The sequence below is a fragment of the Pseudanabaena yagii GIHE-NHR1 genome, from assembly GCF_012863495.1.
Classification (GTDB): Bacteria; Cyanobacteriota; Cyanobacteriia; order Pseudanabaenales; family Pseudanabaenaceae; genus Pseudanabaena; species Pseudanabaena yagii.
In genome coordinates this window covers 174298-199642 of record NZ_JAAVJL010000004.1, presented here as the reverse complement: position 1 = coordinate 199642, position 25345 = coordinate 174298, and the positions used below count along the sequence as shown (strand labels likewise).

The 25345-nt window shown below is 41.3% G+C and carries 21 protein-coding genes; 5 read left to right on the top strand and 16 right to left on the bottom strand.

The features are described from left to right. Positions 1-18: 18 nt before the first annotated feature. Positions 19-2538, bottom strand: coding sequence for an O-antigen ligase family protein (locus HC246_RS23305; protein WP_169365805.1), 2520 nt, complete (start codon positions 2536-2538; stop codon positions 19-21). Positions 2539-2747: 209 nt separating this feature from the next. On the opposite strand from HC246_RS23305, the gene HC246_RS23300 reads away from it, so the two are divergent. Next, positions 2748-3872 (top strand): GAF domain-containing protein, encoded by a 1125-nt coding sequence (locus HC246_RS23300; RefSeq protein ID WP_169365804.1) that lies wholly within the window; start codon positions 2748-2750, stop codon positions 3870-3872. 37 nt (positions 3873-3909) lie between these two features. Here the strand turns inward: HC246_RS23300 and HC246_RS23295 are convergent, their stop codons facing one another. Further along, entirely contained in the window at positions 3910-4107 is a 198-nt protein-coding gene (locus HC246_RS23295; protein WP_169365803.1) for a hypothetical protein, read from the bottom strand. Positions 4108-4341: 234 nt separating this feature from the next. On the opposite strand from HC246_RS23295, the gene HC246_RS23290 reads away from it, so the two are divergent. Then, positions 4342-8148 carry a hydantoinase B/oxoprolinase family protein gene (locus HC246_RS23290; protein WP_169365802.1) on the top strand — a complete coding sequence of 1269 codons (3807 nt, stop codon included), beginning with the start codon at positions 4342-4344 and terminating at the stop codon, positions 8146-8148. 81 nt (positions 8149-8229) lie between these two features. On the opposite strand, the gene HC246_RS23285 is transcribed toward HC246_RS23290, so the two are convergent. From HC246_RS23285 to HC246_RS23265, 5 genes are all read right to left on the bottom strand, one after another. Then, positions 8230-8640 (bottom strand): type II toxin-antitoxin system VapC family toxin, encoded by a 411-nt coding sequence (locus HC246_RS23285; protein ID WP_169365801.1) that lies wholly within the window; start codon positions 8638-8640, stop codon positions 8230-8232. Next, the gene (locus tag HC246_RS23280; RefSeq protein ID WP_169365800.1) at positions 8637-8912 is read right to left on the bottom strand and encodes a hypothetical protein; all 276 of its coding nucleotides are present in this window, start codon (positions 8910-8912) and stop codon (positions 8637-8639) included. The genes HC246_RS23285 and HC246_RS23280 overlap by 4 nt, the downstream gene beginning before the upstream one ends. Before the next feature lie 74 nt (positions 8913-8986). Further along, on the bottom strand, positions 8987-12505 hold the full coding sequence (locus HC246_RS23275; protein ID WP_169365799.1) for an IPT/TIG domain-containing protein: 3519 nt from the start codon (positions 12503-12505) through the stop codon (positions 8987-8989). A 336-nt stretch (positions 12506-12841) separates the two neighbouring features. Continuing rightward, positions 12842-13588, bottom strand: a complete 747-nt coding sequence (locus HC246_RS23270) for a fatty acid desaturase (RefSeq protein WP_169365798.1) — start codon at positions 13586-13588, stop codon at positions 12842-12844. A 110-nt stretch (positions 13589-13698) separates the two neighbouring features. After that, positions 13699-14658 (bottom strand): orange carotenoid-binding protein, encoded by a 960-nt coding sequence (locus tag HC246_RS23265; RefSeq protein WP_169365797.1) that lies wholly within the window; start codon positions 14656-14658, stop codon positions 13699-13701. 753 nt (positions 14659-15411) lie between these two features. Between HC246_RS23265 and HC246_RS23260 the strand changes: the two genes are divergently transcribed. Further along, positions 15412-16497, top strand: a complete 1086-nt coding sequence (locus HC246_RS23260) for a sensor histidine kinase (protein ID WP_169365796.1) — start codon at positions 15412-15414, stop codon at positions 16495-16497. A gap of 174 nt (positions 16498-16671) precedes the next feature. Continuing rightward, on the top strand, positions 16672-17340 hold the full coding sequence (locus tag HC246_RS23255) for a response regulator transcription factor (protein WP_169365795.1): 669 nt from the start codon (positions 16672-16674) through the stop codon (positions 17338-17340). Positions 17341-17369: 29 nt separating this feature from the next. Here HC246_RS23255 and HC246_RS23250 read toward each other — a convergent pair whose 3' ends face one another. From HC246_RS23250 to HC246_RS23225, 6 genes are all read right to left on the bottom strand, one after another. After that, positions 17370-18239: a DNA-formamidopyrimidine glycosylase gene (locus tag HC246_RS23250; RefSeq protein WP_169365794.1), complete on the bottom strand. Its 870-nt coding sequence runs from the start codon at positions 18237-18239 to the stop codon at positions 17370-17372. A 64-nt stretch (positions 18240-18303) separates the two neighbouring features. Continuing rightward, positions 18304-18495, bottom strand: a complete 192-nt coding sequence (locus HC246_RS23245) for a photosystem I reaction center subunit IV (protein ID WP_055077578.1) — start codon at positions 18493-18495, stop codon at positions 18304-18306. 147 nt (positions 18496-18642) lie between these two features. Further along, entirely contained in the window at positions 18643-19143 is a 501-nt protein-coding gene (locus tag HC246_RS23240) for a L,D-transpeptidase (protein ID WP_169365793.1), read from the bottom strand. A 150-nt stretch (positions 19144-19293) separates the two neighbouring features. Next, positions 19294-19581, bottom strand: coding sequence for a small RNA NsiR4-regulated ssr1528 family protein (locus HC246_RS23235; protein WP_169365792.1), 288 nt, complete (start codon positions 19579-19581; stop codon positions 19294-19296). Between the two features lie 49 nt (positions 19582-19630). Then, positions 19631-20326, bottom strand: a complete 696-nt coding sequence (locus HC246_RS23230; protein WP_169365791.1) for a class I SAM-dependent methyltransferase — start codon at positions 20324-20326, stop codon at positions 19631-19633. Positions 20327-20333: 7 nt separating this feature from the next. Further along, complete coding sequence (locus tag HC246_RS23225) at positions 20334-20981, bottom strand: DUF2301 domain-containing membrane protein (protein ID WP_318655996.1); 648 nt, start codon at positions 20979-20981, stop codon at positions 20334-20336. A gap of 249 nt (positions 20982-21230) precedes the next feature. Between HC246_RS23225 and HC246_RS23220 the strand changes: the two genes are divergently transcribed. Further along, the gene (locus HC246_RS23220) at positions 21231-22061 is read left to right on the top strand and encodes a hypothetical protein (protein ID WP_169365789.1); all 831 of its coding nucleotides are present in this window, start codon (positions 21231-21233) and stop codon (positions 22059-22061) included. Between the two features lie 53 nt (positions 22062-22114). Here HC246_RS23220 and infC read toward each other — a convergent pair whose 3' ends face one another. From infC to holA, 3 genes are all read right to left on the bottom strand, one after another. Next, positions 22115-22639, bottom strand: a complete 525-nt coding sequence (infC, locus tag HC246_RS23215) for a translation initiation factor IF-3 (RefSeq protein WP_126385849.1) — start codon at positions 22637-22639, stop codon at positions 22115-22117. A 139-nt stretch (positions 22640-22778) separates the two neighbouring features. Continuing rightward, positions 22779-23909 carry a 3-dehydroquinate synthase gene (gene aroB / locus HC246_RS23210; RefSeq protein ID WP_169365788.1) on the bottom strand — a complete coding sequence of 377 codons (1131 nt, stop codon included), beginning with the start codon at positions 23907-23909 and terminating at the stop codon, positions 22779-22781. A gap of 423 nt (positions 23910-24332) precedes the next feature. Beyond that, positions 24333-25316: a DNA polymerase III subunit delta gene (holA, locus tag HC246_RS23205; protein WP_169365787.1), complete on the bottom strand. Its 984-nt coding sequence runs from the start codon at positions 25314-25316 to the stop codon at positions 24333-24335. Positions 25317-25345: the final 29 nt, after the last annotated feature.

Sequence of the window (25345 nt, the reverse complement as noted above, 5' to 3'; positions counted from 1 at the left end):
CGGTTTGCGCTGATCATTTTATGAAAATAGATCTTTCAAAAAGAGTGAGATTTCAGCGCGATCGCTGACATTGAAAAAGTCCATCGGTACTACGCCATCCACATGACGACTCACCACATTAAATCCTAATCTCGCTCGACGATAGTTCATGACTAGAGGACTATTCGGCGGTAAGGGTTGGCGTAACCATGCATCAAAATTTTGGGCTTGCTTCATGCGATCGCTCATGGCATTGACAATGGCGGCTGAGCGTTCATCGGGCAAACTGCTAGAGGCAAATACATAGGCACGTTCTAATAATTTATCTCGCAAATTGGGATTGAGCCAAGCCGAAACCACCATTTCTAAAGGAGTCTGGGGATTTTGCTTCACGGCTTGCAAGGCATCCGTATTATTGGCGATCGCTTTGGCTAACAGTACTGCTGTGGGATGACCACTTTGTTGAAGTTCCTCAACAGCCTTAGGTTGACCTGTCCACCATCTGAGTGCCACAAGATTCACAGCTTGATTCGGATTATTGCGATAGGTGCGCTCCAGATTTGCTACTACTTGTGGATAGAGCGTTTGTAAAACTGAGTCTGACCAAATCGGGCTAGTAATAAACATCGGATCATTAACAATTTCTGTGGTGATGGCAGCGATCGCTTCCGCAGTTTTGCCTTGCCGCAATAAACTCACCCCTAAACCGAAATGGAGCGATTTTTTCGTGGGAACTAGCTCTAATCCTCGACGGAAATAGGCTTCGGCATCCTGAGCGGCATTAGCTCCTTCCTGTTGCAGACTCAGCCATGCTGCTGCATTGTAGGTAGCTTCGTTATGGGGATTCGTAGCGATCGCTGTTTTGATCCATGCTAATCCTTCTTTTTGCCAAGTTTTCGACTGCGGTAAATTCGGATAGTTAATGGCAAGGTCGGCTAAGTTCCATCCTAATTGATAGGGATAGTAAGGTTCCCAAGGTGTCAGTTGATTGGCTAATTTCAGGCGATCTTGGAATTTATCAACTGTGGCGATCGCTTCAGGCAGATCTTCCTGTTTCGCATTAACTAATTCGGACTTGGCTCTTGCTAAATAAATAAATCCCACGCTCGATGCTTGCCAAGCTGTATTCACAGGTACTAGCCAAACGATCGCCGCCCCCAGATAAACCGTCGCAATCAGTGCGAGCCATAGACGGGGCTGCTTGTAGCCAAGAGTAATCAATTCCTGATTATGCACTTGTCCTAAATAAGCCAAGCTCGCAAAGACAATGACTAGGCTGCCACTAATTGCAGGTACATCAAGCTGATAGTCCGTAATTGCCAACATGCCATAGCCCAGCACACTTGCCAATAATCCATAGGTGAGCGCCTGATCTTGTGAATGCGCTTGCCAACTGGGAGATTGATGTAACCGAATGAAGAGACTGGCGATCGCAACTAATAAAAAGACAAAGGTAATGACTGCCCCAATCCCCAGTTCTGCCCAGAGATGCACGGGCGTACTATGCAGTTGAAATAAAATCTCCGCCTCACGACCTGCCCATTGGGGACGATATTGCTGATACAACATCACTGCCGAACCTGCTCCTGCCCCAAATAGCCAATGCTCTAGCCCCATGCGCCAACCTACATCGGCGGCAATAGTTCTAAATAGTAATTCGCCCGATCCTTGGCTAGGATTTGTAAAACTCGTCGATAATCCTGATATTAGCGATCGCAAACGATTATTAGCTGCGATCAGAAATCCCAATAAAGCGATTGCCCCACTTCCTCCCAAGAGCACAAACCAACGACTGATCTTGCTACGAAATATTGCCATGATAATTCCATAGACAACGATTGCGCCTAGCCCTAAAAAACCTCCCCGTGAGCTAGTGGTATATAAATCAATCAACCCTAAACCAATTCCTGTTAACCACAGCGATCGCCATATCCCCTTTTGGGCGATCGCTAAACTCACAAAAATCGGTAAAACTAACATCAAAAATCCTGCCACATAATTTTGATGTCCCATAGGTGCCCAGTTACGGGACTGCAAATCGGAAAAATCGTAGGAGAGGTTTAATCCCCATTGATTGATCTTACCTAGTTGGGTCAATCTGGGCAGCCATGTTTGCGTAGTCCATAACCATAGGCTTTCCACAATTACGGCTATCCCTAACAATCCCTGAAATCGCAAAATCGATAAGATCCCAGATGAAGAGCTATTAGCTTCATGATTGTTATGCAAAAAATTATTGGTCACATACAATGCAATCAAATAGCCAAAGGCGGTTAAGCTATACCACATCGACTGATTGGGAAACTGTGAAAACATCGTCGATAGGCATAGTGTCACAAAGCCAGAACCGACCACCCAGTCAAAGCCATTGCCCAATAAGTAAAATGGTTTATCCTTGCGCCATAGATTTAACAAACCTGCGATCGCCAAGCAGAGCAGTCCTACTTGCCATAGCAATACCCAAGGGAAAGCTACCATCTGCGTACTACTGTCGGGGAGTAAAGTAAATAAAATATAGGCGGCAATGCCTAACTGGATGATTAACCGACCTGTACTCATAAAACTTGAAAACCAAAATTTAGCAAAATAATTAGCAATTTACGGAAAAGACGACACCTTATCGCTTCTTTCTAGTAAATCAACAAGCTAAACTTAATTATGTCAGCAATTCTCATCTCAAAACCAGTTTGGGGCTGTCAGCACCTACAACTCCAAACCAGCAATTTTTACGTCGGGGTATTATGGCGATCGCTTACACTTTGTAACTTATGGACGAAGTTTTTTCATCTTGGGATTCTAGGGAATCAATGGGGGTTGAATCAATTGCCACAGCAATGTTCTCGAGTACTAGCCCAGAAGCATTATTAAAAGTATTTCTAACGAGTTTGGGAGAGAAACTCGCAAGTAATCGTGTTGCTATTTACCAATTCATTAACAAAAATGAGGGGAAGATCTTAGTTGAAGCAGTTTCACCTAATTGTCCAAGCATTAAAAATCATATATATCCCATCAATTACTTCGGAGTAGATTCAACGCAAAGTTATCCCTGCGATCGTCCGATTATTCTGTCAGATGTTGCTCAAATCACCGAAACTTGGACTGTTCATCAATATTGGCAAAGGACACAGATCAAAGCCATGATGTCAGCCCCGATCCTATTAGATGAATCAACCTCGATCAATCAACTATGGGGGCTAGCAGTTGTCCAACAATGCGATCGCGTGAGAGTATGGAAAGACCAAGAAGCGGAATTTTTATTTAAGATGTCGCAAGTTTTAAGCCAATGTTTGCAATATTGGCAATTACGTTTGCGATCGCCAGCCTTTTCTAAGTTGTTTTTTGCAGATGAACAATATGCAGGCAATGAAAATCTAGATGATCAAGAAGAATTTGTTGTCAAAAGAGTAGAGCTATATCAAGATGCTGAAGAGATTCCGACAGAAATTGCGGTGTCGGGTAATTTCTTGATTTCTGATGATGAAGATAATGAAATTCTAGATAGAATCAATTTTAAGGGTAGTCAAAGTTCCATTAACCAAGCCATTAATCTTGCTATGCAGAGGCTAGACTGGAAGAGGGAAAATGGTTCTGTTCAATATGATGGTTATATGGACTTGGATGATGTTGATGTGGAATCATTAACCCTAGAGGATGTTCTGGAGGATATTCATCACAATACGACTCAAGACAAAGTTGAATATTTACAGCAGAGAGTCCAAGAGCTAACTGAATCACTACAACAAAAGCTAGATGAAGTGGAAATGCTTCAGCAACAGATTCAAGAGTTAACGGATTCACAACAGAAAGTTCGGCAAATACTGATCGATTTGCAGTCAGAAAATCTTTCCCAGAAGATCAAAGAGACCGCTATGCAAATATATCGTTCTCTCTGACCCATAGATTTTGCCCCAAAGGGGCAAAATCTATGGATTATTTCCGAGTGACTACTGCCTCAACATGAGCTGTCTGAGTTTTAATATTTGTGTCAGAGTTAACTTTGCTCTCCACCGCATTGATCGCCCAACGCAATGGTTCTCCATGTTTGGCTAGCTCCTGTTCAACGGTTTTAGCGATCGCTTCTTGATTCTCATTAATCTCAATTTCCGCAGTAATAAAATGGGTAGTCATTTTGGTTGATTTTGGCTTAAGTTAATAGTTTGATTAACTAGGATTGTATAGTGATTTGCTGCTATTGGATATAACTTTCGCGTTGATCGCCTATCATCAAAAATATATAGCAGTAGCCAATTATGTTAGGACAAAAGCAAAACCGAAACGATAGTTGCAGCGCTTAGCGCTGCAACTATCGTTTCGGTTTTGCGTAGCTATAGCTATAACATTTACCCAATAACATCATTTGCCATGAGTTCTGATTCGGAAAAGGTTAGCAAAATTAACACAAATTCTAAATGGCAGTTTTGGATCGATCGCGGTGGCACGTTTACCGATATTGTCGCCCAGCGTCCTGATGGTGAGATTGTGCTGCATAAATTGCTTTCGGAAAATCCCGATCGCTATACCGATGCACCGATTCAAGGGATTCGAGATATTTTAGGACTTGCGACCGATGAAGCAATTCCCATTGAGCAAATTGCGGCAATTAAAATGGGAACTACTGTTGCGACTAATGCTCTATTAGAACGAAAAGGCGATCGCACAGTTTTATTAATTACTAAGGGCTTTCGGGATGCCTTACGCATCGGCTATCAGCATCGCCCGAATATTTTTGCTCGGCATATTGTGTTACCTGAAATGCTCTATGAACAGGTAATTGAAATAGAAGAACGTTATAGCGCTCATGGGGAAGTTCTGATTTCTTTAAATAAGAACTTAGCGATTAAAGAATTACAAAAGGCTTATGATTTAGGAATTAGGGCTTGCGCGATCGCTTTAATGCATAGTTATCGCTATCCGCACCATGAGCAAAGATTAGCCGAATTAGCTAAAGAAATTGGCTTTACGCAAGTTTCCGTATCCCATGAAATTAGTTCCTTAATTAAGTTTGTTAGTCGTGGCGATACGACGGTTGTGGATGCCTATCTATCGCCAATTCTCAAGCGCTATGTCGATCGCGTTAGTGCAGAACTTAATCAGACCCTTACCCCTAGCCCCTCTCCCATTTTGGGAGAGGAGAATGCGACCCTCACCCCTCACCCCTCTCCCGCAGGAGAGGGGATTGCGACTACGAAATTAATGTTTATGCAGTCCAATGGAGGCTTGACGGAAGCGAAAACTTTTCAAGGGAAAAACAGTATTCTTTCAGGTCCCGCAGGGGGGATTGTGGGGGCGGTGCAGACCTGTCTCCAAGCAGGGTTTGAGAAAATTATTAGCTTTGATATGGGTGGAACTTCCACAGATGTGGCGCATTATGCGGGAAGTTATGAGCGATCGCTATCTACGGAAGTTGCTGGGGTGAGGTTGAGTACGCCGATGATGGCAATCCATACAGTGGCGGCAGGTGGCGGCTCGTTACTGTTTTTTGATGGCGCAAGGTATCGGGTAGGTCCCGAATCAGCAGGCGCATTTCCCGGTCCTGCCTGTTATCGCAATGGCGGTAATTTAGCCGTAACCGATTGCAATGTGATGTTAGGGAAGTTACAGCCTGATTTCTTTCCGAAGGTATTTGGGAAAGATGGGAACTTGCCGCTCGATCGCGAAGTTGTAGTTGAGAAGTTTAGGGAATTAGCGCAAACAATTAGTCAAGCTACAGGACAAACGGTTACGCCTGAATTCGTCGCCCAAGGTTTCCTAGAAATTGCGGTCGAAAAAATGGCAATGGCTATTAAGAAAATATCGGTGCAGCGAGGCTATGATGTTTCCGAATATGTTCTCTGTTGTTTTGGTGGTGCGGGTGGTCAGCACGCCTGTGCGATCGCTGATGTGTTAGGCATGACGCAGGTATTCATCCATCCCTATGCAGGGGTACTATCCGCCTATGGCATTGGTTTAGCGGATATTCGCACAATTCGCGATCGCTCGGTGGAGTCAGAGCTAAATTTAGAATTGCTTGCAGAACTGGAAACTATGGCGCAAACTCTCAGTGAAGAGGGCAAGAGCGAGATTTTGCAAGGTAATGAGGATAGCGATTTGCAGATTGAAACTAGTTTGCGATTGCGTTACACAGGTACAGATTCATCGCTAACGGTAATAATTCCTAATTCTCTCGAATTCTCTTCTCAAGAAACCTTTGATTATTTGCGAACTAATTTTGAAGCTTTGCACAAGGATCGCTATGGCTTCATCTTTGCAGACAAGTCTCTAATCGTTGAAGCGATCGCTGTGGAAACAATCATTTCAAGGAAAAAGGACAAAGTAAGAAGGAAAAAAGCTAATAGCCAACAGCTAACAGCTAATAGCCAATCTAACAGCCCAAAAGCCCAAGTCTACATGGCAGGAGCATGGAGCGAAACTCCTGTATTTCGGCGGGAGGATTTGCGGGTAGGTGATCGCATCGCGGGGGCAGCATTGATTATTGATGCGACGGGGACTAATGCGATCGAGCCTGATTGGGAAGCAGAGTTAAATGAGGATGATTGTTTGATACTTCGGCGATCGCCTCAATATCAAAATCAAATGTCTGGGGGAGAAGAAATTGAAGTCCCCCTTTACAAGGGGGATTTAGGGGGATATCTTCCTGATCCGATTAAATTAGAAATCTTTAATAATCTCTTTCAATCTATTGCCGAACAGATGGGATTTACCTTACAAAATACGAGTGCGAGTGTAAACATTCGTGAGCGCTTGGATTTTTCCTGTGCAATTTTTGATCGAGAGGGAGAATTGGTTGCCAATGCGCCGCATATCCCTGTCCATCTTGGCTCGATGGGTGAAAGCGTCAAGGCTTTAATCAAAGAAAAAGGAACTGCCAACATCCATTTTGGTGATGTATTTGCGACCAATAATCCCTATAACGGCGGAACGCATTTACCTGATATCACGGTGATTACGCCTGTATTTATTGATTCCGAACAGCCGATCTTTTATGTTGCTTCGCGTGGACATCATGCGGATATTGGTGGCATTACCCCCGGTTCCATGCCTTCAAATAGTACTAGCATCGAAGAAGAAGGAATTCTTTTTGATAATTTCCAGCTTGTGAAAAGTGGTAAATTTTGCGAAGTGGAAACCCTCGCTTTGTTAACTTCTAGTGCATATCCTGCCCGTAATCCTGCTCAAAATATTGCCGATCTACAAGCCCAGATCGCTGCCAATGAATGTGGCGCAAAGGAACTTCAGCGCATGGTTAATCACTATGGGGCAATGACAGTCCAAGCCTATATGGGCTTTGTGCGCGACAACGCGGAAGATGCCATTCGTAAGGCGATTGCAAATTTAGCAAAGGAAAAAGATGAACGTAGGTTTGTTTATCCGATTGACAATGGTAGTCAAATAGTTGTTTCCGTAAGCTTAGATCCGATTGAGAGAACCGCAAAAATTGACTTTACGGGAACTTCGGCGCAGTTAGGGAATAACTTTAATGCCCCGCTTGCTGTGTGTAAAGCCGTTGTGTTGTATGTATTCCGTACTCTCGTTGATGATGATATTCCTCTCAATGGCGGATGTTTGGAACCTTTGGAAATTATTGTACCTGAAGGATCGATGCTCAATCCTGTCTATCCTGCGGCGGTAGTGGCGGGAAATGTGGAGACTTCTCAGGCGATCGCTAATGCTTTGTATGGTGCGCTTGGTGTGATGGCAGCCTCACAGGGAACGATGAATAACTTTACTTTTGGTAGCGATCGCTATCAATATTACGAAACTATTTGCGGTGGATCGGGTGCGGGGATTGATTTTGATGGTACTGATGCGATTCAAACGCACATGACCAATTCGCGACTCACCGATCCCGAAATTCTGGAATGGCGATTTCCTGTTCTTTTAGAAGAGTTCTCCATCAGGGCAAATAGTGGCGGTAAGGGAAAGCATAATGGGGGTAATGGTGTGACGAGGCGGATCAAGTTTCTAGAACCGATGACTGCGGCAATTTTGTCGAGTAGTCGCGTTATTCCTCCCTTTGGCTTAAATGGTGGGGAAGCGGGCGCAACTGGTCGCAATTATGTGATTAGGCATGATGGTAAGATTACCGATTTAACCAGTACTGCTACAGTGCAAATGGGGTCTGGAGATACATTTGTAATTGACACTCCTGCGGGGGGAGGTTATGGATAGTTATGCAAAAGGCATGATTTAGCTAATGGGTAATGAGTGGCGATTACTTCTTTGAGGGGATCGCCCTCGATTTTATCTAAACTAACGCAGCAAAGCGATAAACCCAGCTTGCTCAAAGTGTTTGTCGTATGCCAATGCTTCTAGGATGTTCTGTTGTTGCATGATGCAGAATGAGGAGCAGTCGGTGTGGCTCCATGCTTGATCGGGGCGTTGTTTGTAGAGAATGAGGGCTTGTTGAAAAATACTATCGGTTTGAGGAATAATTGTGATTGCAGGATTTTCTTGTAAGCTTTCAATCAAGTTTGCGGCGGCGTATCTGAGGAAATTACCACGCTTAGAAAAATGATTCAGGATTTCTGTAAGCACCATTTCACTGGTGAAAATTTGCACTTGAGTAAGTGTGATGCTTAGATTTATGGCTTTAGAGTGAAGTGTGTCTTGAGGATCGAGTAGGGCGATCCAGTATCCTGTGTCCGCAAAAACTGTTTTCATTCTTCAACCTTTGGAGAACCATAGAGATAATGATCGTGGTTGATTGAGCCATCATGGGGGAGTTTGTCCCATTCTTCGGTGGGAACTTGGGCTTGAATTTCTTTAACACGCTCTAATAGGTCGAGAATTCCGTTTGGTTTTGTCTCAGTTGCTTGATTGATAACTTTGGCTTGTTGGCGTTGTTTGAGAAATAGACAAAAATCAAGGATTTCTTCGACTAATGATTCGGGGGCTTGTTCGAGTTCTTTGCTAAGTTGTTCTCTAACTGTCATTTGTCTATCCTCTTAGTGTAATTTTAATAGTAATTTCTTTGAAAAAATGATCGTATCAATAAAAATTAATTGCATCAGACATCAATATTTTCAGACCTTACAGTAGGAAGTGACGGGCTTCTTATAACTTGTAAAGGAAGAACATTACTTTCTATTCCATCTACAAATAAGCTAACCCATACTGATTCTTGTTCAGAATCGATACTGGAGAATGTTGATGGGAGCTTAAATTTAACTACATTTTCATTCCAAGAGATTATGGATTCTAGTTCAATTAATCTGTGATTTATAGCTATAAGTCTATTAGCATCCTTTTTCTTGAGATTTTGACCGTAGATCGTAATGGGTTTATCAACTTCGCTAATGGGAGGGACTAAGCTTTTTAAGCGGGGAAATACACCTTGGTTTTCGCTATTTAAATGCTCGGAAACCAGATTCATAGTCAAATTCATAGAGTTTTCAATACGATCAACGGTTTGAGCTATCTCTTCGTTACTCAAAATTCCTCGAGCAACATATTGGCTTTGAATATAAGTACCGTTTAGGTTTAGTTCCCAAATAAAGCTGGTGAAAGCGGTTTCAGCTTGGATGAGATTGGACATTGCATTTTGAATACGGTTAAGTGGATCTTTGACTAATTGGAACATCAGACCAGATAAGCCTCCAATTCCTGCTACTCCGCCGCCAATACGTTTAGAAAGATCTTCATTAGTTATGCTTATGAATGCTCCACCCGTAAGCAGAATTATTCCAGTGACAAAACTGGCTAAGTTTAACAATTGTTGCATCCATAGGGTTTTCTTTGCTTCTTGGACTGCGCTTTTCAATATGATTGCTGCCTCTTCACTACGAGCTTTTGATGGTTCTAAGTAATATTTGGCTAGTAAGTCTTGACGAGCAGTTCTTGTTCTCTCTTCTCCAACTACTGCTTGAGCTAAAGCATCTACGGCAAATGTTCCACCTACATTTCCTAAAACTCGTGCCATACTTTCACGAATTTCAATATCAGATTCTTTGGGAAGTCTTCGGGCTAGTGCTGGTACAGCATGTTTGCGTAGTTCTTCTTTGATGTTGTCATGTTCTTCTGATGAACTATCAAAAAATCTGTCATCACTCATATCTGCTAATTGTCGAGCAATACGTTTTTGTATTTGTAGAGCATAGTTATCTATTTCTTCCTGTATAAGTATTTCGATGATTTTGTCTGCTAATTGCCGTCTATCTGTCTGTTTTTTCTCAAACTCTGCTTTGATCAACTCCGAATAGGTGCTTGGCTTATCCTTTATTGAAGTCAACCAATCTTCTAACTTGTCAAGACTTTTACGCTTTTCAGAATCTGTGAGATCATCAAATGTCACACGAATACAGTCAAGGTTTTTTATAGACTCAATAAGTTTATTACGAATTTTCTTTTTGAATTCATCTTTTGGTTGCCAACCTTTTTCAAGTTGGTTTATAAGAGGTATTACGGCATTTTTACTAGTGCGTATTTTATCAGATGTTATTCTTGCAAGTGATGCCTTGTCGCCATCAAGATCTATTATCCATTGTATCCACAAATCAATTATCTCATTGGGATCTTCTGTTATAAGATTTTCAATTGAAGCAATTTGCCCTGAAAGATTTTTTGTCTGAAATACATCTAGCAGATCTTTCTTGCTTTCATGTTTAATTTCAACTAAAGATTTTTCAGAATCATTCAGTTTATTTAATGCCAATACCTCTTTAACCTGATCTTGTATGTATCTACTTGAAAACTCGCTATAAGCTAGTTTTCTTAGCTCTTGTATTGTCTGTCTATACAGTTGAGTTGGTAGATCCTCGTCAAAAACAAAATTTTGTTTTAGCCAATTCAGGCATTTTCCTTGTATGTAAAGTAGATTAATAGAATTAATATGTGAGTAACAATTTCTGTTTATAGATGTAATTATTATTCTTAGAATAAATTCTTTGTCTTTCTTAGAAATTTGCCATTGATCAATAAAAGTTTTCTGCAAAGAGTTTTGGAAGAATAAAAAACAGTATTTAATTTCATCGAGAATTTTGTCATTGTTAATTATATTCTTAATTAGAATATCGATATCTTTATCACTTGTTACTAAAAACAATAAGTCAAAAATATCTAAAGTAAGCTGTGATATCTTTTTATGCCCACAAAGAAATTTTAAAAGAGATTCTAAAAATTTGTTTTTATTTGTATCCAAAAGATTTAAATCTTCAAGTAATTTATATGGGATTAGTTTAGGATTATCACCTTCTAGTAAATTTATACATTTTTGTATTAATTCTAAACTACTTGTTTGAATATCAATTTTTTTAAGTGCTTCTTGTAAAATCGAATCATATTGACCATCAACAGAAAGAGACAGCAAATCATCAAAATACTCAATTGACATATAGCCAAGTGTAGTAAGCTCTTTTATCACACTCAGTTTCATTTCGCGAATTGGATGATTAAGATTAGCAATTAATTCTTTTTGTAATTCTATTTTGTTATTTTGGAGAATAGTTTTAATTGCATTAAAAGCATCTCTAACAATTTCCCACTTATTTCTTATACCAACGAGTTCCCGTAAGGATGCCAATGCTTCTCTAGCATCTTCGCCTAATGCTTCAAGTTCCCATATAGCTCTTATGCAAATTTTTGAATCGCTATTAGATAATGCTTGTATGAGTTCGCATATCAAGGCTTTAGGATCATGATTTAAGATTGTAATTAGAGAATTAAAAGCCTCTATACGAACTTCTGCATTAGCATCTATAGAAGTTGTAGATCTTAAAGGAAAAATAACATCTTTAGGAAATTGCTCCCATTCTTTTAGAAAAAGTGCCGCAGATTTTCTTACTTCACTGTTGGCATTTTCTAAAAATTCCAAAATTTCATTTGTTAAATTTTCTTGATTCGTTATCTTTGCGATGGCTCGTATCGTATTGATTTTTACTAGATCAAAGTTGCCACGTTGCAATTTGGTAGGTTGTTTTAGCTCTGGAGTTAAGACTTCTTGTAGTTTGTAAATCTGTTCTAAAGCTGCTTCGGCTTGTTTCCCCAGAATGCTAAAAGATTGTAGTGCCGCAATTATTTTGTCAGGAGCATTAACAATGTTTCCGATATTTATAGGATTCGTTTGAAAGATATCAAAGAATATATCGTTAATAGGAATTTCTATTTGTTTGATTCTTGCAATGGCAATTTTACTACTATAGCGAACGTATGGATTGCCATCTTCATCAATAAATTTTGATTCTAGCTCTGGAATTGCTGCCTTTGCGTTTACACCAATTTCTCCAAGACACTCTGCCACCTTTGTCTGTATTATAAAACTTTTATTGTTGACTAACTGGTTAACTAGTTCTTTGATAACTACGGAATTATCTTCTGTTACAATAATTGCCTTCAATACGCTTATACATAAATCTACTTCTAAACTATCAAGAGAATCTTTATTGCCTAAGCTATACAAATTAGATGATAAAGGTTTGAAGGCATCTCTAGCTTGAATGCCTAAGGATTGAATTTCCTCTGCTGCCTTTTGCTGCATCCTCAAATTAATATTAGAAAGTTGTGCGATGAGTTTGGAGACTTTCTCTGACATAAGAATTTTAAATGGCTAGAGTTACTATTAGTCTGAAAAATCACCTAAATATAGCTGATTTATTGTCAATTGTATGATAATTAGTTGAAAGTAGACATAAACCTATTGTATTAGCTCTAAATACGACACTTGCCTATTCATCAAACCAAGTGAGATCCTCTACAAAAGAGTAATCACTTTTTTATAGATAATTATGGGATTGTCTCATCCCAATATTCATAAGACATCCACAAGAATAGTGTAAAAAACATCCTAAATTCTTTGCTCATTCGTGATTTTAGGATGTTTTTATGTTTGTAGACTTTAGAGTATTCTAAATATGTGTACAACCCACATTTAAGTTTGGGTGCGAATTGCTCTAGGTAACTTGTACCAAGGAACATGGGGATATGCGTGGTGTTCCCAATGGTAATGACCGAAGTTGTAACAACTCAAAAATGACCACAGCATCGAATAGCGATCGCTATGTAAACGTGGCGAGAAGTTTAAATTATTATCAATTAGGCGATGGGGAAGATATGTGCCAAAGAAAAATAGTTGGAGCGAACTGAGGATGAGGGGTAAAAGCCAAAAGAGGATTAGATTCGTGAGAGAAACCTTGAAAGCGATCATCAAGATCGCAATAATCACAATCATGCTCGTAATGAAAGTAACTAGCGATCGCAACGGGAAATATTCGCTCATAAATTTGCAATACCAATGGATGGGATTGGCCACATCGCCATGAAAATCAGGATCGCCACTTTGGGAGGGATAGCGATGATGATTAATATGATTTACCAAACAGCGATCGTAGGGCAAAAGTCCATAGATACCTAGCATCAAGCGTCCAACGATCTTGTTTAAGCGCTGGTTTTGTGGAATTAAGTTCCCATGCATAGATTCATGGGCAAGAATAAATAACCCAGTGTGTAGATATGTGCGAATTAAGATCGAACAAATTAGCCATATCCAAGAACTATTTGGTACAAAAATCTGAAAAGAGCCAACTAGACTAGCAATCCATAAACTGGCTATAACAAAGGTTATGATTGCGCCCATCCAGTTATCAGTTTTAAGCGCCTTTTTTTGCAGGCTAAGCATTTGCATTTCTCAAGAAGCAATTTAATGAATTACAAGAAATCCTTAAAAAATGCAGCAAAGCAACACTTTTTAAGGATTTCTTAGTTTGAAGCGCAAAGCGCTGTAAATTTTTAACGGATCAAGTTCAATAACTCTTTGGGAGAAGCGAGTAAATCGATCGCCACGAAGAAGATCTTATTGCTAGGATCAAGCAAAAAGCGCCAAGAGATATTCATACCTACACCAGAGCCAAACCAAGGTGTTTGCACTTTTCCAGTGATTTTAATTTGGGTGTAGCCACCATCTGCGGGTTCAGAAACGCCTCTTTCTGGAACAAGTACGAGATTTTGACATTCTTCTTTAAAGAAGCGCATAATTGCTTCTTTACCAACGATTGGTCTTTGGAAGGGAGGCTGTAAAGCACCATCGGGAAGGAATAGCGCGATTAAAGCGTCGAAATCATTAGCATTCAAGTTATCCATATAAGACAATACGGTGGGATTGTCAATTCCTTCGATCTTAACTTGAGTGCGCTTTGACTGTTCTTTAGGAGGCAATACTGGCTCAGTAATGCGGGTGACTCCATCCAACTTATTAGGGTCATAACCCATATCTACAACTGCATTACGAAGAATTGTAATTTGTTGACCGGGTTCTAGACTAATTAATGTCGCAAGAACTGCGGAAGCATTAGCGGAAAGCTTGTATCCTTCAGGAATAGGAGCAACAATTCCTTCTTCCATCCATTTCCCAAGCTGATACCAAAAGCCTAGCTTGATATTTTGCGACCAAATAGCGTAGGTACGACAGATAGGAGTATCAGCACGATTAGCTAGGTCACACATGACCTGAGTTTGTTGCTGAAAACTCATTTTCTTGATTTCATTTAGAGTCAATTCGGCTAACTGCATACTTGCTGCTCCCGGAGCTGCGATCGTTACAGTTTTGCCCATCTCAAGGTATGTAAACCAAATCCAAGCGAGTTGATCTTCGGTACTAAGTTGATTGAATCTTGCTGTGGTTGCTGGTACAACGTCAGCAGCCAAGGTGTTAGGGAAAATATTTCTTGCAGTGGAAACGGTATATGTCATATGAGTTGTTTTAGGGGTTGACTGAAGATTTAAGTCCGCACAAGAGCATAAACCGTCGAAACAATTCTGGAACTAAGTTCGTAGAACCTCAATTCCAGCATTTATGGGCGAATCAGTTACCGCATATTAAGTAGTTACAGAACTTGTAATTACTGCATAGTTAGAATAATTAATTCTGAGAAATCACAACAATAAGCGAGTAATTAAGTGAGTAAATTAAGCAAGTTATTGTTTTTAGTGCATATTGATTCCTCTCATTAATATCTACTCATATTGTCGTGACCGTTTCAAAACCTCTAAAGATAGAGATCCCCTAACAATCTATACAACGGAGTAGACAGCGCAAAGCACTATCGATTCTGTTTAAGTGTGAGGATAGACAACACACATAGCTATTGATCCTTACTTTAACTCTACATACGTGCAAGTACTGATATTTTAGCGATTTTGCTAAGGCAAAATAATATATAGCGTTTCCCAGTCTAGTGAAGTAGGGGTTTGTTTTCCCGTCTTCATCGGAAAACAAATTTCTGCACCTTAATAAAAAACGCTATATAGCAGTCCTAAATCATTTATGAGAAAAATAGGGCTTCGACTTCGCTCAGCCATCGGGATACGATGGCTGAGCGAAGTCGAAGCCTCTCTCAACTCATTTAGGATTGCTATATGTAATTCGTAATTGATAATTCGTAATTAAAAAAATCGTAATTCGTACTTTTTAAACCAGATCGCACAATTACATAGGAACCCATCATGCCAAAACAACAAGCAGAATCATCTTGGAGATCGCCTTTCTTTTGGATAGTTGTGGGACTGTTCGGGATAGTCTTTATTTTAGAATTTTCCACACCACCCGACTATGTGATGAGTTATCTCTACGTCAGCCCAATTTTGATTGCTAACTCTCGGTTGAGTCGTGGTGCGATATTTCAAATCATCTTTGCTGCGGTAATTTTGACTTTATTAAATATTTGGGTTCCTGCCAACGAAGAAATTCACACCTCAATGGTGGTAAATCGTTTAGTAACAGTATTTGCTTTGATCTTGACGGGGATTTTAAGCGATCGCTATCGTCAGACCCAGCAGATTTTAGTCCAGCAACAGGTAAAGCTTCAAGCTCAAGAAAAAATCATGAATGTGCGAGAGGATTTTGCTTCCACTTTGGCACATGACTTACGGACTCCTTTACTCGGTGCGATCGAAACTCTGCAAGCTTTTGATCGAGGACATTTTGGAACGATTCTATCCACTCAAAAGACAGTATTAGCAACGATGATTCGTAGTCATCAGAATAGTTTGCGACTAGTGGAAACTCTCCTTGATGTCTATCGCAATGAAACGGAAGGTTTGCAGCTACAATTAAAACCAATCAATTTAGCGGTTCTCGCAGAAGATGTGGCAACTTCCCTATTGAGTCTATCTACTAATCGTAGTGTCTATCTAAATTTGCACTATGGTGAGTCGGACTTTCGCAAATTCCTATGGGTGAATGGCGATGATTTCCAATTACGGCGAGTTTTTATAAATTTGCTGACCAATGCGATTAATCATTCACCCCGGGGCGCAAAAGTAGAAGTAGTGCTAGAAACTCAATCTGCTTATCAGGTGGTGCAGGTACTTGATGGTGGCGCAGGGATTAGAGCCGATGAAAAGCCCTATCTATTTGAAAGATTTTATCAAGGACAAAGCGATCGCCTCGCGACTGGTTCGGGTTTAGGTCTATATCTATCTCGCCAAATTATTGAAGCGCATGGCGGTACAATTTGGGCAGAGAATCGACATCCTCAGGGCGCAGTTTTTGGCTTTCGTTTGCCAGCCCTGCCATACTCATCATCATAACTAATACCAAATCAATAAAGTGTTGTTACACTTTATTGATTTAAAACCTAAACCCAGTAAGGGTTTTCAAATAAAAAGATGGCGTAGCCATTTTTTTATTTGGTATAACCAGAATATTTTTAAATTCTTACTTTGCAAGAATTTAAAAATATTCTGGTAGGGCAATCCGAAATTATGACCTTAGATAATCGCAAAATATTGTTAGTTGAAGACGATGAGCTATTTCGCCTTGGTTTGCAGGTGCGGTTGCAGCAGGAAACAAAAATTGCCGTTTTAGCAGAGGCAAGCGATGGAGAAACAGCGATCGATTTGGCAAAACAGCAAACCTTCGATCTTGTCCTCCTTGATATTGGCTTACCGGGACTCGGCGGTATGGAAACCTGTCGGCAACTCAAACAAAACCATCCCAACCTACCGATTTTGGTCTTAACTTCACGCAATGAGCGCACTCTTATTTCCCGTTTAGTGACCGCAGGCGCACAGGGCTACTGCATGAAGGGTGTTGCCGCTGAAACCTTAATTTTGGCGATGCGATCGCTAATTGCTGGGGCTTCTTGGTGGGATGCCACTGCTACCGCAGAAATTCAGCATACTTTTCAGAATCATTCTCCTGAACTCACCGATGATCCATCTTCTGAGGCAAAGGTCAATACTTTAACTCGGCGCGAGAAAGAGATCCTGATGTTGATGTCAGAGCATAAAACTAATCAAGAAATTGCCGATCTGTTGTATATTTCCTCAGGCACAGTGCGGGTACATATTCATACGATTTTGCACAAACTAGAAGTAGCCGATCGCAAACATGCGATCGCGATCGCTACCCAAAATAATCTTTTGCCATAAGCAAGATAAGTGGAGCTTTGCACCACTATCTATAGGCTCTGACATTGAGCGCAAAAATGTGTCGATCTCCCGCCGAGTTTAATTCGAGAAATTACTGTTCCACAAACATTACAGGGTTGCCCCGTGCGTCGAAATACCCAAGCGGTATCGATGTAATTGCCCTTTAGTCCTGCCACATTCTGGAACGAGCTAAAAGTTGTCCCACCCTTAGCAATCCCATCACTAAGTGATCGGATAATTCCTTGATGCAAAGCCTTGACCTGTTCTGCACTAAGAGAATTTGCCGCCTTTTGAGGATGAATTTTGCCAAGAAATAACGATTCATCCGCGTAAATATTGCCAATACCCGCCACAGTCTCTTGATCGAGCAGTACTGTTTTGATCGGGCGACCACTACGGCTAAGTTTGGCGGCTAAATGCTCAGGTGTAAACTCTGGGTCAAAAGGTTCTAACCCTAACTTCTGTAATCCCGTAATAATTGATGCGGTCGCGTGATCAGGCGGAACCCACCAAATTTTACCAAAGGTACGCTGATCATCAAATCGCAATTCCTTCTGACTTGAGTTTTTTCCCTTTTTCCCTTTTCCTTTTTCCTTTAAAAACAGTCTGACTCGTGTATGTTTCCCCAAGGCAGCATCGCGATCGCACCAGAGCAAACTCCCCGTCATTCGCAAATGGACACCCAGTTGATTACCTTGGGACAACTTCGCAATTAAATATTTTCCCCGTCGCTGCCACTCAACAAACTCTGCACCCGTTAGAGCATTTAAAAAAGCTTGTGGATTTTCAGGATAGGCGATCGCACGGGGCAGCAATACCTCACCACCTTCAATCTGCCAACCTAACGTACTTTCATTTAAACCAATCCGAACTGTCTCAACTTCTGGTAACTCAGGCATTACTTACTAAAAAAGGTACAATCTCTGCTACGCAGAGATTGTACCTTTTTTAAGTTAGAAGAATCTAGGCGACTTCTTCGACTTCATCGATCGCAAAGTTGTTGGTTGCGACGTTGGAGTAGTTGACACTGTCGAAACGGACGATCACTGGGTAGATGATGCCGCTCTTATCAACAGAAGCTACAGTACCGACTTCACGATACCAGTAGGACTCTTTACGCAAAATGCGAACCTTAGAACCGCGTTGAACTGCCATAGGTTTATCCTTATTCCTAAAGACTGTAATTTGAAAATAAAATGATTACAGATATCGTCTCTAGGTTACTGTGAGGCGATCGCCTCTGTCTATTTCTAATGCGTTAAGTTTTATTTAGCAAAATAGGATGCTTAGCATCCTATTTTGCTAGCGTACAACCACGGTTGTACCCACAGAAGCCCAGCTATAGAGCCATGCAGCATGATCTGGTGCGACATTGGTGCAGCCATGACTGATCGGTATACCAAAACTTCGATGCCAATATGCCCCATGAATGGCGTAGTTGCCACTGTAGTACATCACATGGGGCACATCAGGGACGTTGTAATCTTCCCCTTGCATTCTGGCGGTAGGATACTTTGCCTGAATTTTAAAAATACCCGCAGGCGTAGGTGTCTCAGATTTACCCGTAGAGACTATCACCGAATATATAGCTCTATTTCCTTGCCATGCGATCAGGGTCTGGCTACGCCGATTAATCTCAATCCAGCGTTGACCCGATCGCTTTAAATTTTGAATACTACGGTTGCTGACGTAACTACCACGAGATTGAGCACTTACGACATCTAGGCTCATCCATTCGCCGATGCCCAGCAGCAATAGCGCTGTGATAAAAACTTTGGGTATAGCTTGCCAATACTTAATCATTTTGAGCGTCAAGGTTTCGTATTAACAATTATGCCCAAAATCTGATTAAATCTGCCAAAAACTTGTATTGCTACATTGCAGAGAGTTACAGCGCAACGCGCTGTAACTCTCTGCAATGTTTGTATGTGAGCGCAAAGCTCACACAAACGATTACTTATTGTAAAAGTAAGCAATATCCTTATCTTTAAGTGGGGCAAAGCCTGCTTCCAACAATTTTTGATTCAGCTCATCTTGAGGGATATGTTTTGCGCCAATACGGACAATGCGCGATCGCATGGTGTTAGTTACACCACTACGCTGACGACCAGCTTCTAGAGCCATCACACTGTTGTATAGATCAAGCTTTTTAGGATCGATGGGTGTGCCATCAAAATCAATGCCTTGAGCGATCGCCACATCAATCGCATCAGCACCTGTTGTTGAAGAATTATCAGACATAATCTAACCTGTAAAATTTGCGGTGACTTGCTACGCAAGTTTCACCAAACTACCACTGAACGCGATACATCGAAAATAGCAACCCATCTTTTTTAGCGGTGATTTTGCCACCCATCGACTGCGCCAGCTCGGTAAATTCGCTAAGAGGAGTGAGAAATACTTCTGCACCTAAATAGGTTTCTAAAATCGCCCAATTTTCAGCAAATTCTAAGTCGGGGGCGATCGCATCAAAAATTAAAACTCCATTGGGCTTTAATACCCGTTTTGCCTCCTGCAATACCAATTTCCAATATTTCAGAGGGTAATAGCAACTAAAGCCCGTCGCAATTACGCGATCGAAAGTAGCATTTTCATAATTTAACTTGTGGGCGGATCCCAGTTGCACGCCTTTAAATAATTTCGAGTTAAGCTGCGAACCCCTAGAATTTAGGGCATCCTTCGCCACAAAGCTAACTTCTTGTCCATAAAAATATACTTCCCAATCCCGCCAAGGATAAATTAAAAAGCTAACCCCACAGCCAATATCTAAACACCGTTGATTCTTTTGAAATTGCGCCAATTCCCAAAAAGGCGAGGCAATTTTACCCGCTAGAGTATGGCTCACCCATTCACGAAATAGTGGCATCGACTCCACCTCTGCGGGTAAATCAAATGCTTCATTCCGATATTCGCGATCGTAGCGCTGCTGTACGGGGGCGATCGCCTCTGTCCATTCATCTGCCTGAGAAGTAAAAGCTTTATTCATATTTGTATTAAGCTGCTTGTTGCTTTTGGGCTTTGAGATAAGCAAATACTGATTTATCGCCAATGTCTGAGGGGATTTCTTGGCTTAATTTACGAATTGCAAAAATCATAAATAAAACTGCCCAAGTACCTAATAAACTTTGCTCGATCGCTATGGGCAGAAGACTCACCAAGTGACCAAGAATCAATACTGGCAATAATGGAACTAAAAATTTAGTTTCAAAGCGATTAAAACAAAAAGATTCTTTAAAGAAAATCCCAGTTAGAGCGGCAAAACTAAAACCCACACCAATTAAAGCGATCGGATGTTCGTAAATTGCGATCGCCAAAGGTTCTGGGAAATACAAAGCAATACCGACCGAAGCGATCACGCCAATTGCCCAAAATAGCTGCAACACCCGATGAAGTAATTCTAGATAGATATGGATCGTCCAAAGTGCAACCCCTAAACCTAGCGAAAATCCACAATATAGCCAAGTTAACCAATTTAGGATTTGAGGATTATTTGGCTGTAGTAGCACTAACAGCGCTCCTACGCTAAAACATACTGCCGAGATCGCTAAGGCACTGCGATAGATAATTACGCTGAGGCGATCGCTCTCAGTAATCGTAAACTCACCAAACTGACCTTGATAAACTTCAGATGTAATTTCCACAAATTTCTCCGTCAATGGCTATTACTAAAAGTATAGCTGTCGCCGTTTGTGTTAGAAAAAAATCAAAACTCCATAAGAGTTTGGCGGCGCACCGCCAAACTCTTATGGAGTTTTATTGGTAAAACTTAATGTTATCTCTTGTTAATGATTGCCAAAATGACCATAATGCTTTACTATCTTGCAGTCAAAATCGACAACATCGGATGACGCTGTACCGAACAAACAAGTAGGCAGCAGAGGAACTTTTTTATGCGTATCTATTACCTAGCTGGCGTGATTCTTAGCATTACTACAATCCTTAGTGCTTGCGGTGAGAGCACACCAACCGAATGTACGATCAGCACAGCAAGAGAACTCAGGCAAGGTATTACTAAAACTGGGAAATTTGCACCAGGGACTGATTGCGAAGCCATGAGAAAGCTTGCTGAAGAAGGTAAGCCATTGCCCACAATTGCTGAGGCAACCACTACAAATACTGCGCCCAAGGCGGCGGCAACTCCAGCCCAAGAAGCTTTTAAAACACCATTTGTAGCTGGACAGAAGAGTCAAGAGCTAATTGCCACTACGGATAAACAGGCTAGAGTGCAGGAACTAGAGAAGAAAATCGGTATTGACTCTAAGCAGGCTCGTGATCCTTTTACCAGTACAGTCATCAATCCAGTGCCAAAATTAGAAGCTCTTTTGGCTAAGCCTAAGGAGCCACCAAATTTAAGAGCAGCGATCGTGGTTAGAACATCTACACGTACGAAAATAGAGCCTCCTGACACGAAGGCAGCAGAAGGCACTGTTGTAACAGGTACGGTCGAGATTGGCGGTACTATCTATGCCATCATCCAAGCAAGTGATGAGCCAACTCCTCGCAATGTCAGAGCTGGGCAACTGATTTCTAATGGTAGGGTTTTGGTCAAGAGAATTGACACAAACTCTGAACCACCAATTGTCGTTCTTCAGCAAAATGGAGTTGAGGTCTTGCGCGCTGTCGGAGCACCTGTGGTTGCATCCACAGATACGACGAGTCAGTCTGCGAGTCCACAACCTACACCGACTCCACTTGCCATGCCTTTAAATCCTCCTCGATAACCCTAAGAAACAAAAAAGCCTCGCAAATAGCGAGGCTTTTTTGTTTCTTAGGGTTATTTCTTGGGAGCCATCAACATGGTGATATTTCTACCTTCACGCTTTGGATATTGTTGAATCTCAGCAACAGCTTCAAGATCGCTAGCCATACGATTGAGTAGAACTTCAGCAAGATCGACGTGTTGGATCTCACGACCACGGAACATTACAGTTGCCTTAACCTTGTCTCCTTCTTTTAAGAAACGCTCCGCATGGTTGATTCGCACTTTATAGTCATGCTCTTCAATCTTGTAACGCATCTTTACTTCCTTGACATCTGAAGTATGTTGCTTTTTGCGGGCTTCCCTCGCCTTTTTTTCTTGCTCAAACTTGAATTTGCCATAGTCCATGATCCGACAAACAGGAGGATCGGCTTTGTCGCTGACTAATACAAGATCTAGCTCTTTTTCTTCAGCCATTTTCAAGGCTTCTTTTGGGGTCAGGATGCCGAGCTGCTCCCCCTCCATATCAATGACTCGAATTTTTGGATATCTGATGCGTTCGTTGATTTGGGGGAGGTCTTTAATTGGCTTTTTAGTCATGAAATCTCTGTTGTCTAGACTCTTTGGGTATGGGGTTGAATTACTAATGGTTTACAAATGTATGTCTAAGCTTAGCAATATTTTTGCTTGACATAAACGTTTAAGTATAGTACGAACTACCCTTTGATGTGTCAAGTGATTATGTCAAAATTTGACGTAAATTTTGTTTAACTAGATCCCCAGTCACTCGATCGCTTAGAGTGACATGACCGATCGCTGTAGGCAGAATGAACCGAACCTTGCCCGCTTCAACCTTTTTATCGGTAGATAGGGACTCAACAATCGCTTCTTGATCAATATCCGCAGGTAGGGTTTGTGGTAAGCGAGTTTTGGCTATGAGGGCAACCTGTTGGGCTTGATCTTCCGCAGACCAGAGACCGAGATCAACTGCGATCGCCCCAGCAATGAGCATCCCTAAACCAACGGCTTCACCATGATTGTAGAGGCGATAGTTGGTAACTGATTCGATCGCATGACCAACGGTGTGACCATAGTTAAGAATGGCACGAAGATTTCCTTCTTTCTCATCCTTGGATACTACTTCAGCCTTGGCTTTAGCACAACGATAGAGGATGGTTTGCAAAAGCTCATCGGAAATATAGCGCAACTGATCGAGGCGATCGCATTTAGCTAATAAATCAAATAATTCCCGATCCCAGATTACGCCGTACTTAATCACCTCTGCCATTGCTGAGCGAAATTCACGAGCAGGTAAGGTTTTTAAGACTTCAGGATCAATCCAGACTAAGCGGGGTTGATAGAAAGCACCGATCAGGTTTTTGCCCTGTGGATGATTGATCCCCGTCTTGCCGCCGATCGCTGAATCCACCATTGCCAAAAGTGTGGTCGGTACTTGTACGAGATCAATACCGCGCAACCATGTTGCCGCCGCATAGCCTGACATATCACCAATTACACCACCACCAAGGGCTACAATTGCCGATGAACGTTCGAGGCGATGCTCAAGGGCAGCATCATAGATTTTCTGGAGAGAGTTGGCAGTTTTAAAGCGTTCGCCTGCGGGAAGAATCAAATGAGCAACATCAAAACTTGCATTAGTCAAAGAATTATGTACGGTCTCACCATAATGCTTGTAAATGACAGGATTGGAGACGATCAGAATCTTTTTGCTTTTTTTGCCTAAGCCAATTTCTACTAATTTCGCACCCAAATTTTTGAGGCTATGGGCGGCGATCGCAATGTCATAACTGCGATTAGGTTGATTATCACTACTAAGTGCAACTGTAACTGTTGCGGAATTTTCGGACATATTTCTAGGTAAATGATCTAGTTCTCATGGTAGCAGCGATCATGTTTTCCCATCTCGCAACCTAGAAACAAAACTGCAATTCTCATTCTTGTTTATTGAAAGCTAGCCAAAGGCTAGCTTTCAATAAACAATCGTTTCCAGCCTCAATAGAGAGGGTTGGCTATGCCAACCCTCTCTCAAATACCAGAATCAAAAGCTTTGCTAATTAAGGATTTTGATTCTGGTCTTGTAAAATTCGTAACTTTAACACGAACTGACGTTTTCATAGAGAGAATTAATGGAAACAAAAAGAGACTCGTTGCCATCTCTTTTTGTTATTTAGGCTCTTGCGGATAAAAAATGTCTCACCAAAGTTATCTAGCTTCGACTTCGCTCAGCTAACGTTGGCTGAGCGAAGTCGAAGCCACAGGTACTTCTTAGTTTTTATTTAGCCATTGCTTGACATAACTCGATGATCGCAGTTTGCAGAGTGGCAGTTTCATCCTTGCCATGTTTGAGTTCGGCTTCTAGTCGTAACAAAATGCTCAGCGATCGCATCAATTTTTGGCTATTTAGACCTTGAACCTCTTGCTTTAGAAAATAAACTCGTTTGGGATTACCAATTTCGGCAGCATCAGCGATTGCCTTGTCATCGCGTTCTCCAGATTCCTGCATGAGCTTAATCCAGAGCCATGTGCGAAACTGTCCCACCAAGGTTGCACAAATTCGCAAACCCACTTCATTGTTTCTCAGTAATTCGGCAACTAAAGTAAGCGCTTGGCTAATATTAGATGTACGAATAGCACTAGCTAATTGGAGACTATTATGGGCAGATGCTTGTACAAGTGGCGCAATTTCTTTAGCGGTCAAAGGCTTAGTTTGACCATAATGAGACAGTTGTAACTTTTGTAGTTCCATTGTCAAGCGACGGGTATCATTACCAATCGCATCAACTAGTAAATCAACGGCATCTGAAGACAATTTCAAGTCAATTTCTGTCGCTGCTTGTTTAACTAATTGAGCGATCGCGTCAGTTTTCCAAGGCGGTATTAAAGAAAACTCTAAGATTTGGGCATACTTCTGCAATAATTTGGTAGATTTGGCTCTCCCGTCAGGTTTGTTTGATGCGGTAAACAAGATATAGGAGTCTACAGGTAAATGATTAAAAGTTCTCTCTAGCTCTGCTAGCAATGATTCCGAACATCTTTGGGCGATCGCAGTATCCGCTAGCCAAGTCAATCGATTCCCCATTCCAAAGGGTGAAGTTACAGCTTGGTTAAGTCCATCCATTACCTCAAGATCGACCGTAGCATGGATTTTTACATAGTTAAAATCACGCCACATTGGATCGACATGGGTATCAATCAACTTTTTGACTGCTTGAGAAATTTGGTAGTCGTCATCGCCCCAATAAAAGTAGACAGGCATTGTATGATTAGTTCAACTATGTGGTGTGG

Bases quoted from the DNA above. Each gene is read 5' to 3' on its own strand.
- HC246_RS23270 (WP_169365798.1), bottom strand. From the start codon at position 13,588: ATGCTTAGCCTGCAAAAAAAGGCGCTTAAAACTGATAACTGGATGGGC.
- HC246_RS23275 (WP_169365799.1), bottom strand. From the start codon at position 12,505: ATGTCAGAGAAAGTCTCCAAACTCATCGCACAACTTTCTAATATTAAT.
- HC246_RS23280 (WP_169365800.1), bottom strand. From the start codon at position 8,912: ATGACAGTTAGAGAACAACTTAGCAAAGAACTCGAACAAGCCCCCGAA.
- HC246_RS23240 (WP_169365793.1), bottom strand. From the start codon at position 19,143: ATGATTAAGTATTGGCAAGCTATACCCAAAGTTTTTATCACAGCGCTA.
- HC246_RS23260 (WP_169365796.1), top strand. From the start codon at position 15,412: ATGCCAAAACAACAAGCAGAATCATCTTGGAGATCGCCTTTCTTTTGG.
- holA (WP_169365787.1), bottom strand. From the start codon at position 25,316: ATGCCTGTCTACTTTTATTGGGGCGATGACGACTACCAAATTTCTCAA.
- HC246_RS23255 (WP_169365795.1), top strand. From the start codon at position 16,672: ATGACCTTAGATAATCGCAAAATATTGTTAGTTGAAGACGATGAGCTA.
- HC246_RS23265 (WP_169365797.1), bottom strand. From the start codon at position 14,658: ATGACATATACCGTTTCCACTGCAAGAAATATTTTCCCTAACACCTTG.
- HC246_RS23250 (WP_169365794.1), bottom strand. From the start codon at position 18,239: ATGCCTGAGTTACCAGAAGTTGAGACAGTTCGGATTGGTTTAAATGAA.
- HC246_RS23235 (WP_169365792.1), bottom strand. From the start codon at position 19,581: ATGTCTGATAATTCTTCAACAACAGGTGCTGATGCGATTGATGTGGCG.
- HC246_RS23295 (WP_169365803.1), bottom strand. From the start codon at position 4,107: ATGACTACCCATTTTATTACTGCGGAAATTGAGATTAATGAGAATCAA.
- HC246_RS23285 (WP_169365801.1), bottom strand. From the start codon at position 8,640: ATGAAAACAGTTTTTGCGGACACAGGATACTGGATCGCCCTACTCGAT.
- infC (WP_126385849.1), bottom strand. From the start codon at position 22,639: ATGACTAAAAAGCCAATTAAAGACCTCCCCCAAATCAACGAACGCATC.
- HC246_RS23230 (WP_169365791.1), bottom strand. From the start codon at position 20,326: ATGAATAAAGCTTTTACTTCTCAGGCAGATGAATGGACAGAGGCGATC.
- HC246_RS23290 (WP_169365802.1), top strand. From the start codon at position 4,342: ATGAGTTCTGATTCGGAAAAGGTTAGCAAAATTAACACAAATTCTAAA.
- HC246_RS23220 (WP_169365789.1), top strand. From the start codon at position 21,231: ATGCGTATCTATTACCTAGCTGGCGTGATTCTTAGCATTACTACAATC.
- HC246_RS23245 (WP_055077578.1), bottom strand. From the start codon at position 18,495: ATGGCAGTTCAACGCGGTTCTAAGGTTCGCATTTTGCGTAAAGAGTCC.
- HC246_RS23305 (WP_169365805.1), bottom strand. From the start codon at position 2,538: ATGAGTACAGGTCGGTTAATCATCCAGTTAGGCATTGCCGCCTATATT.
- HC246_RS23300 (WP_169365804.1), top strand. From the start codon at position 2,748: ATGGACGAAGTTTTTTCATCTTGGGATTCTAGGGAATCAATGGGGGTT.
- aroB (WP_169365788.1), bottom strand. From the start codon at position 23,909: ATGTCCGAAAATTCCGCAACAGTTACAGTTGCACTTAGTAGTGATAAT.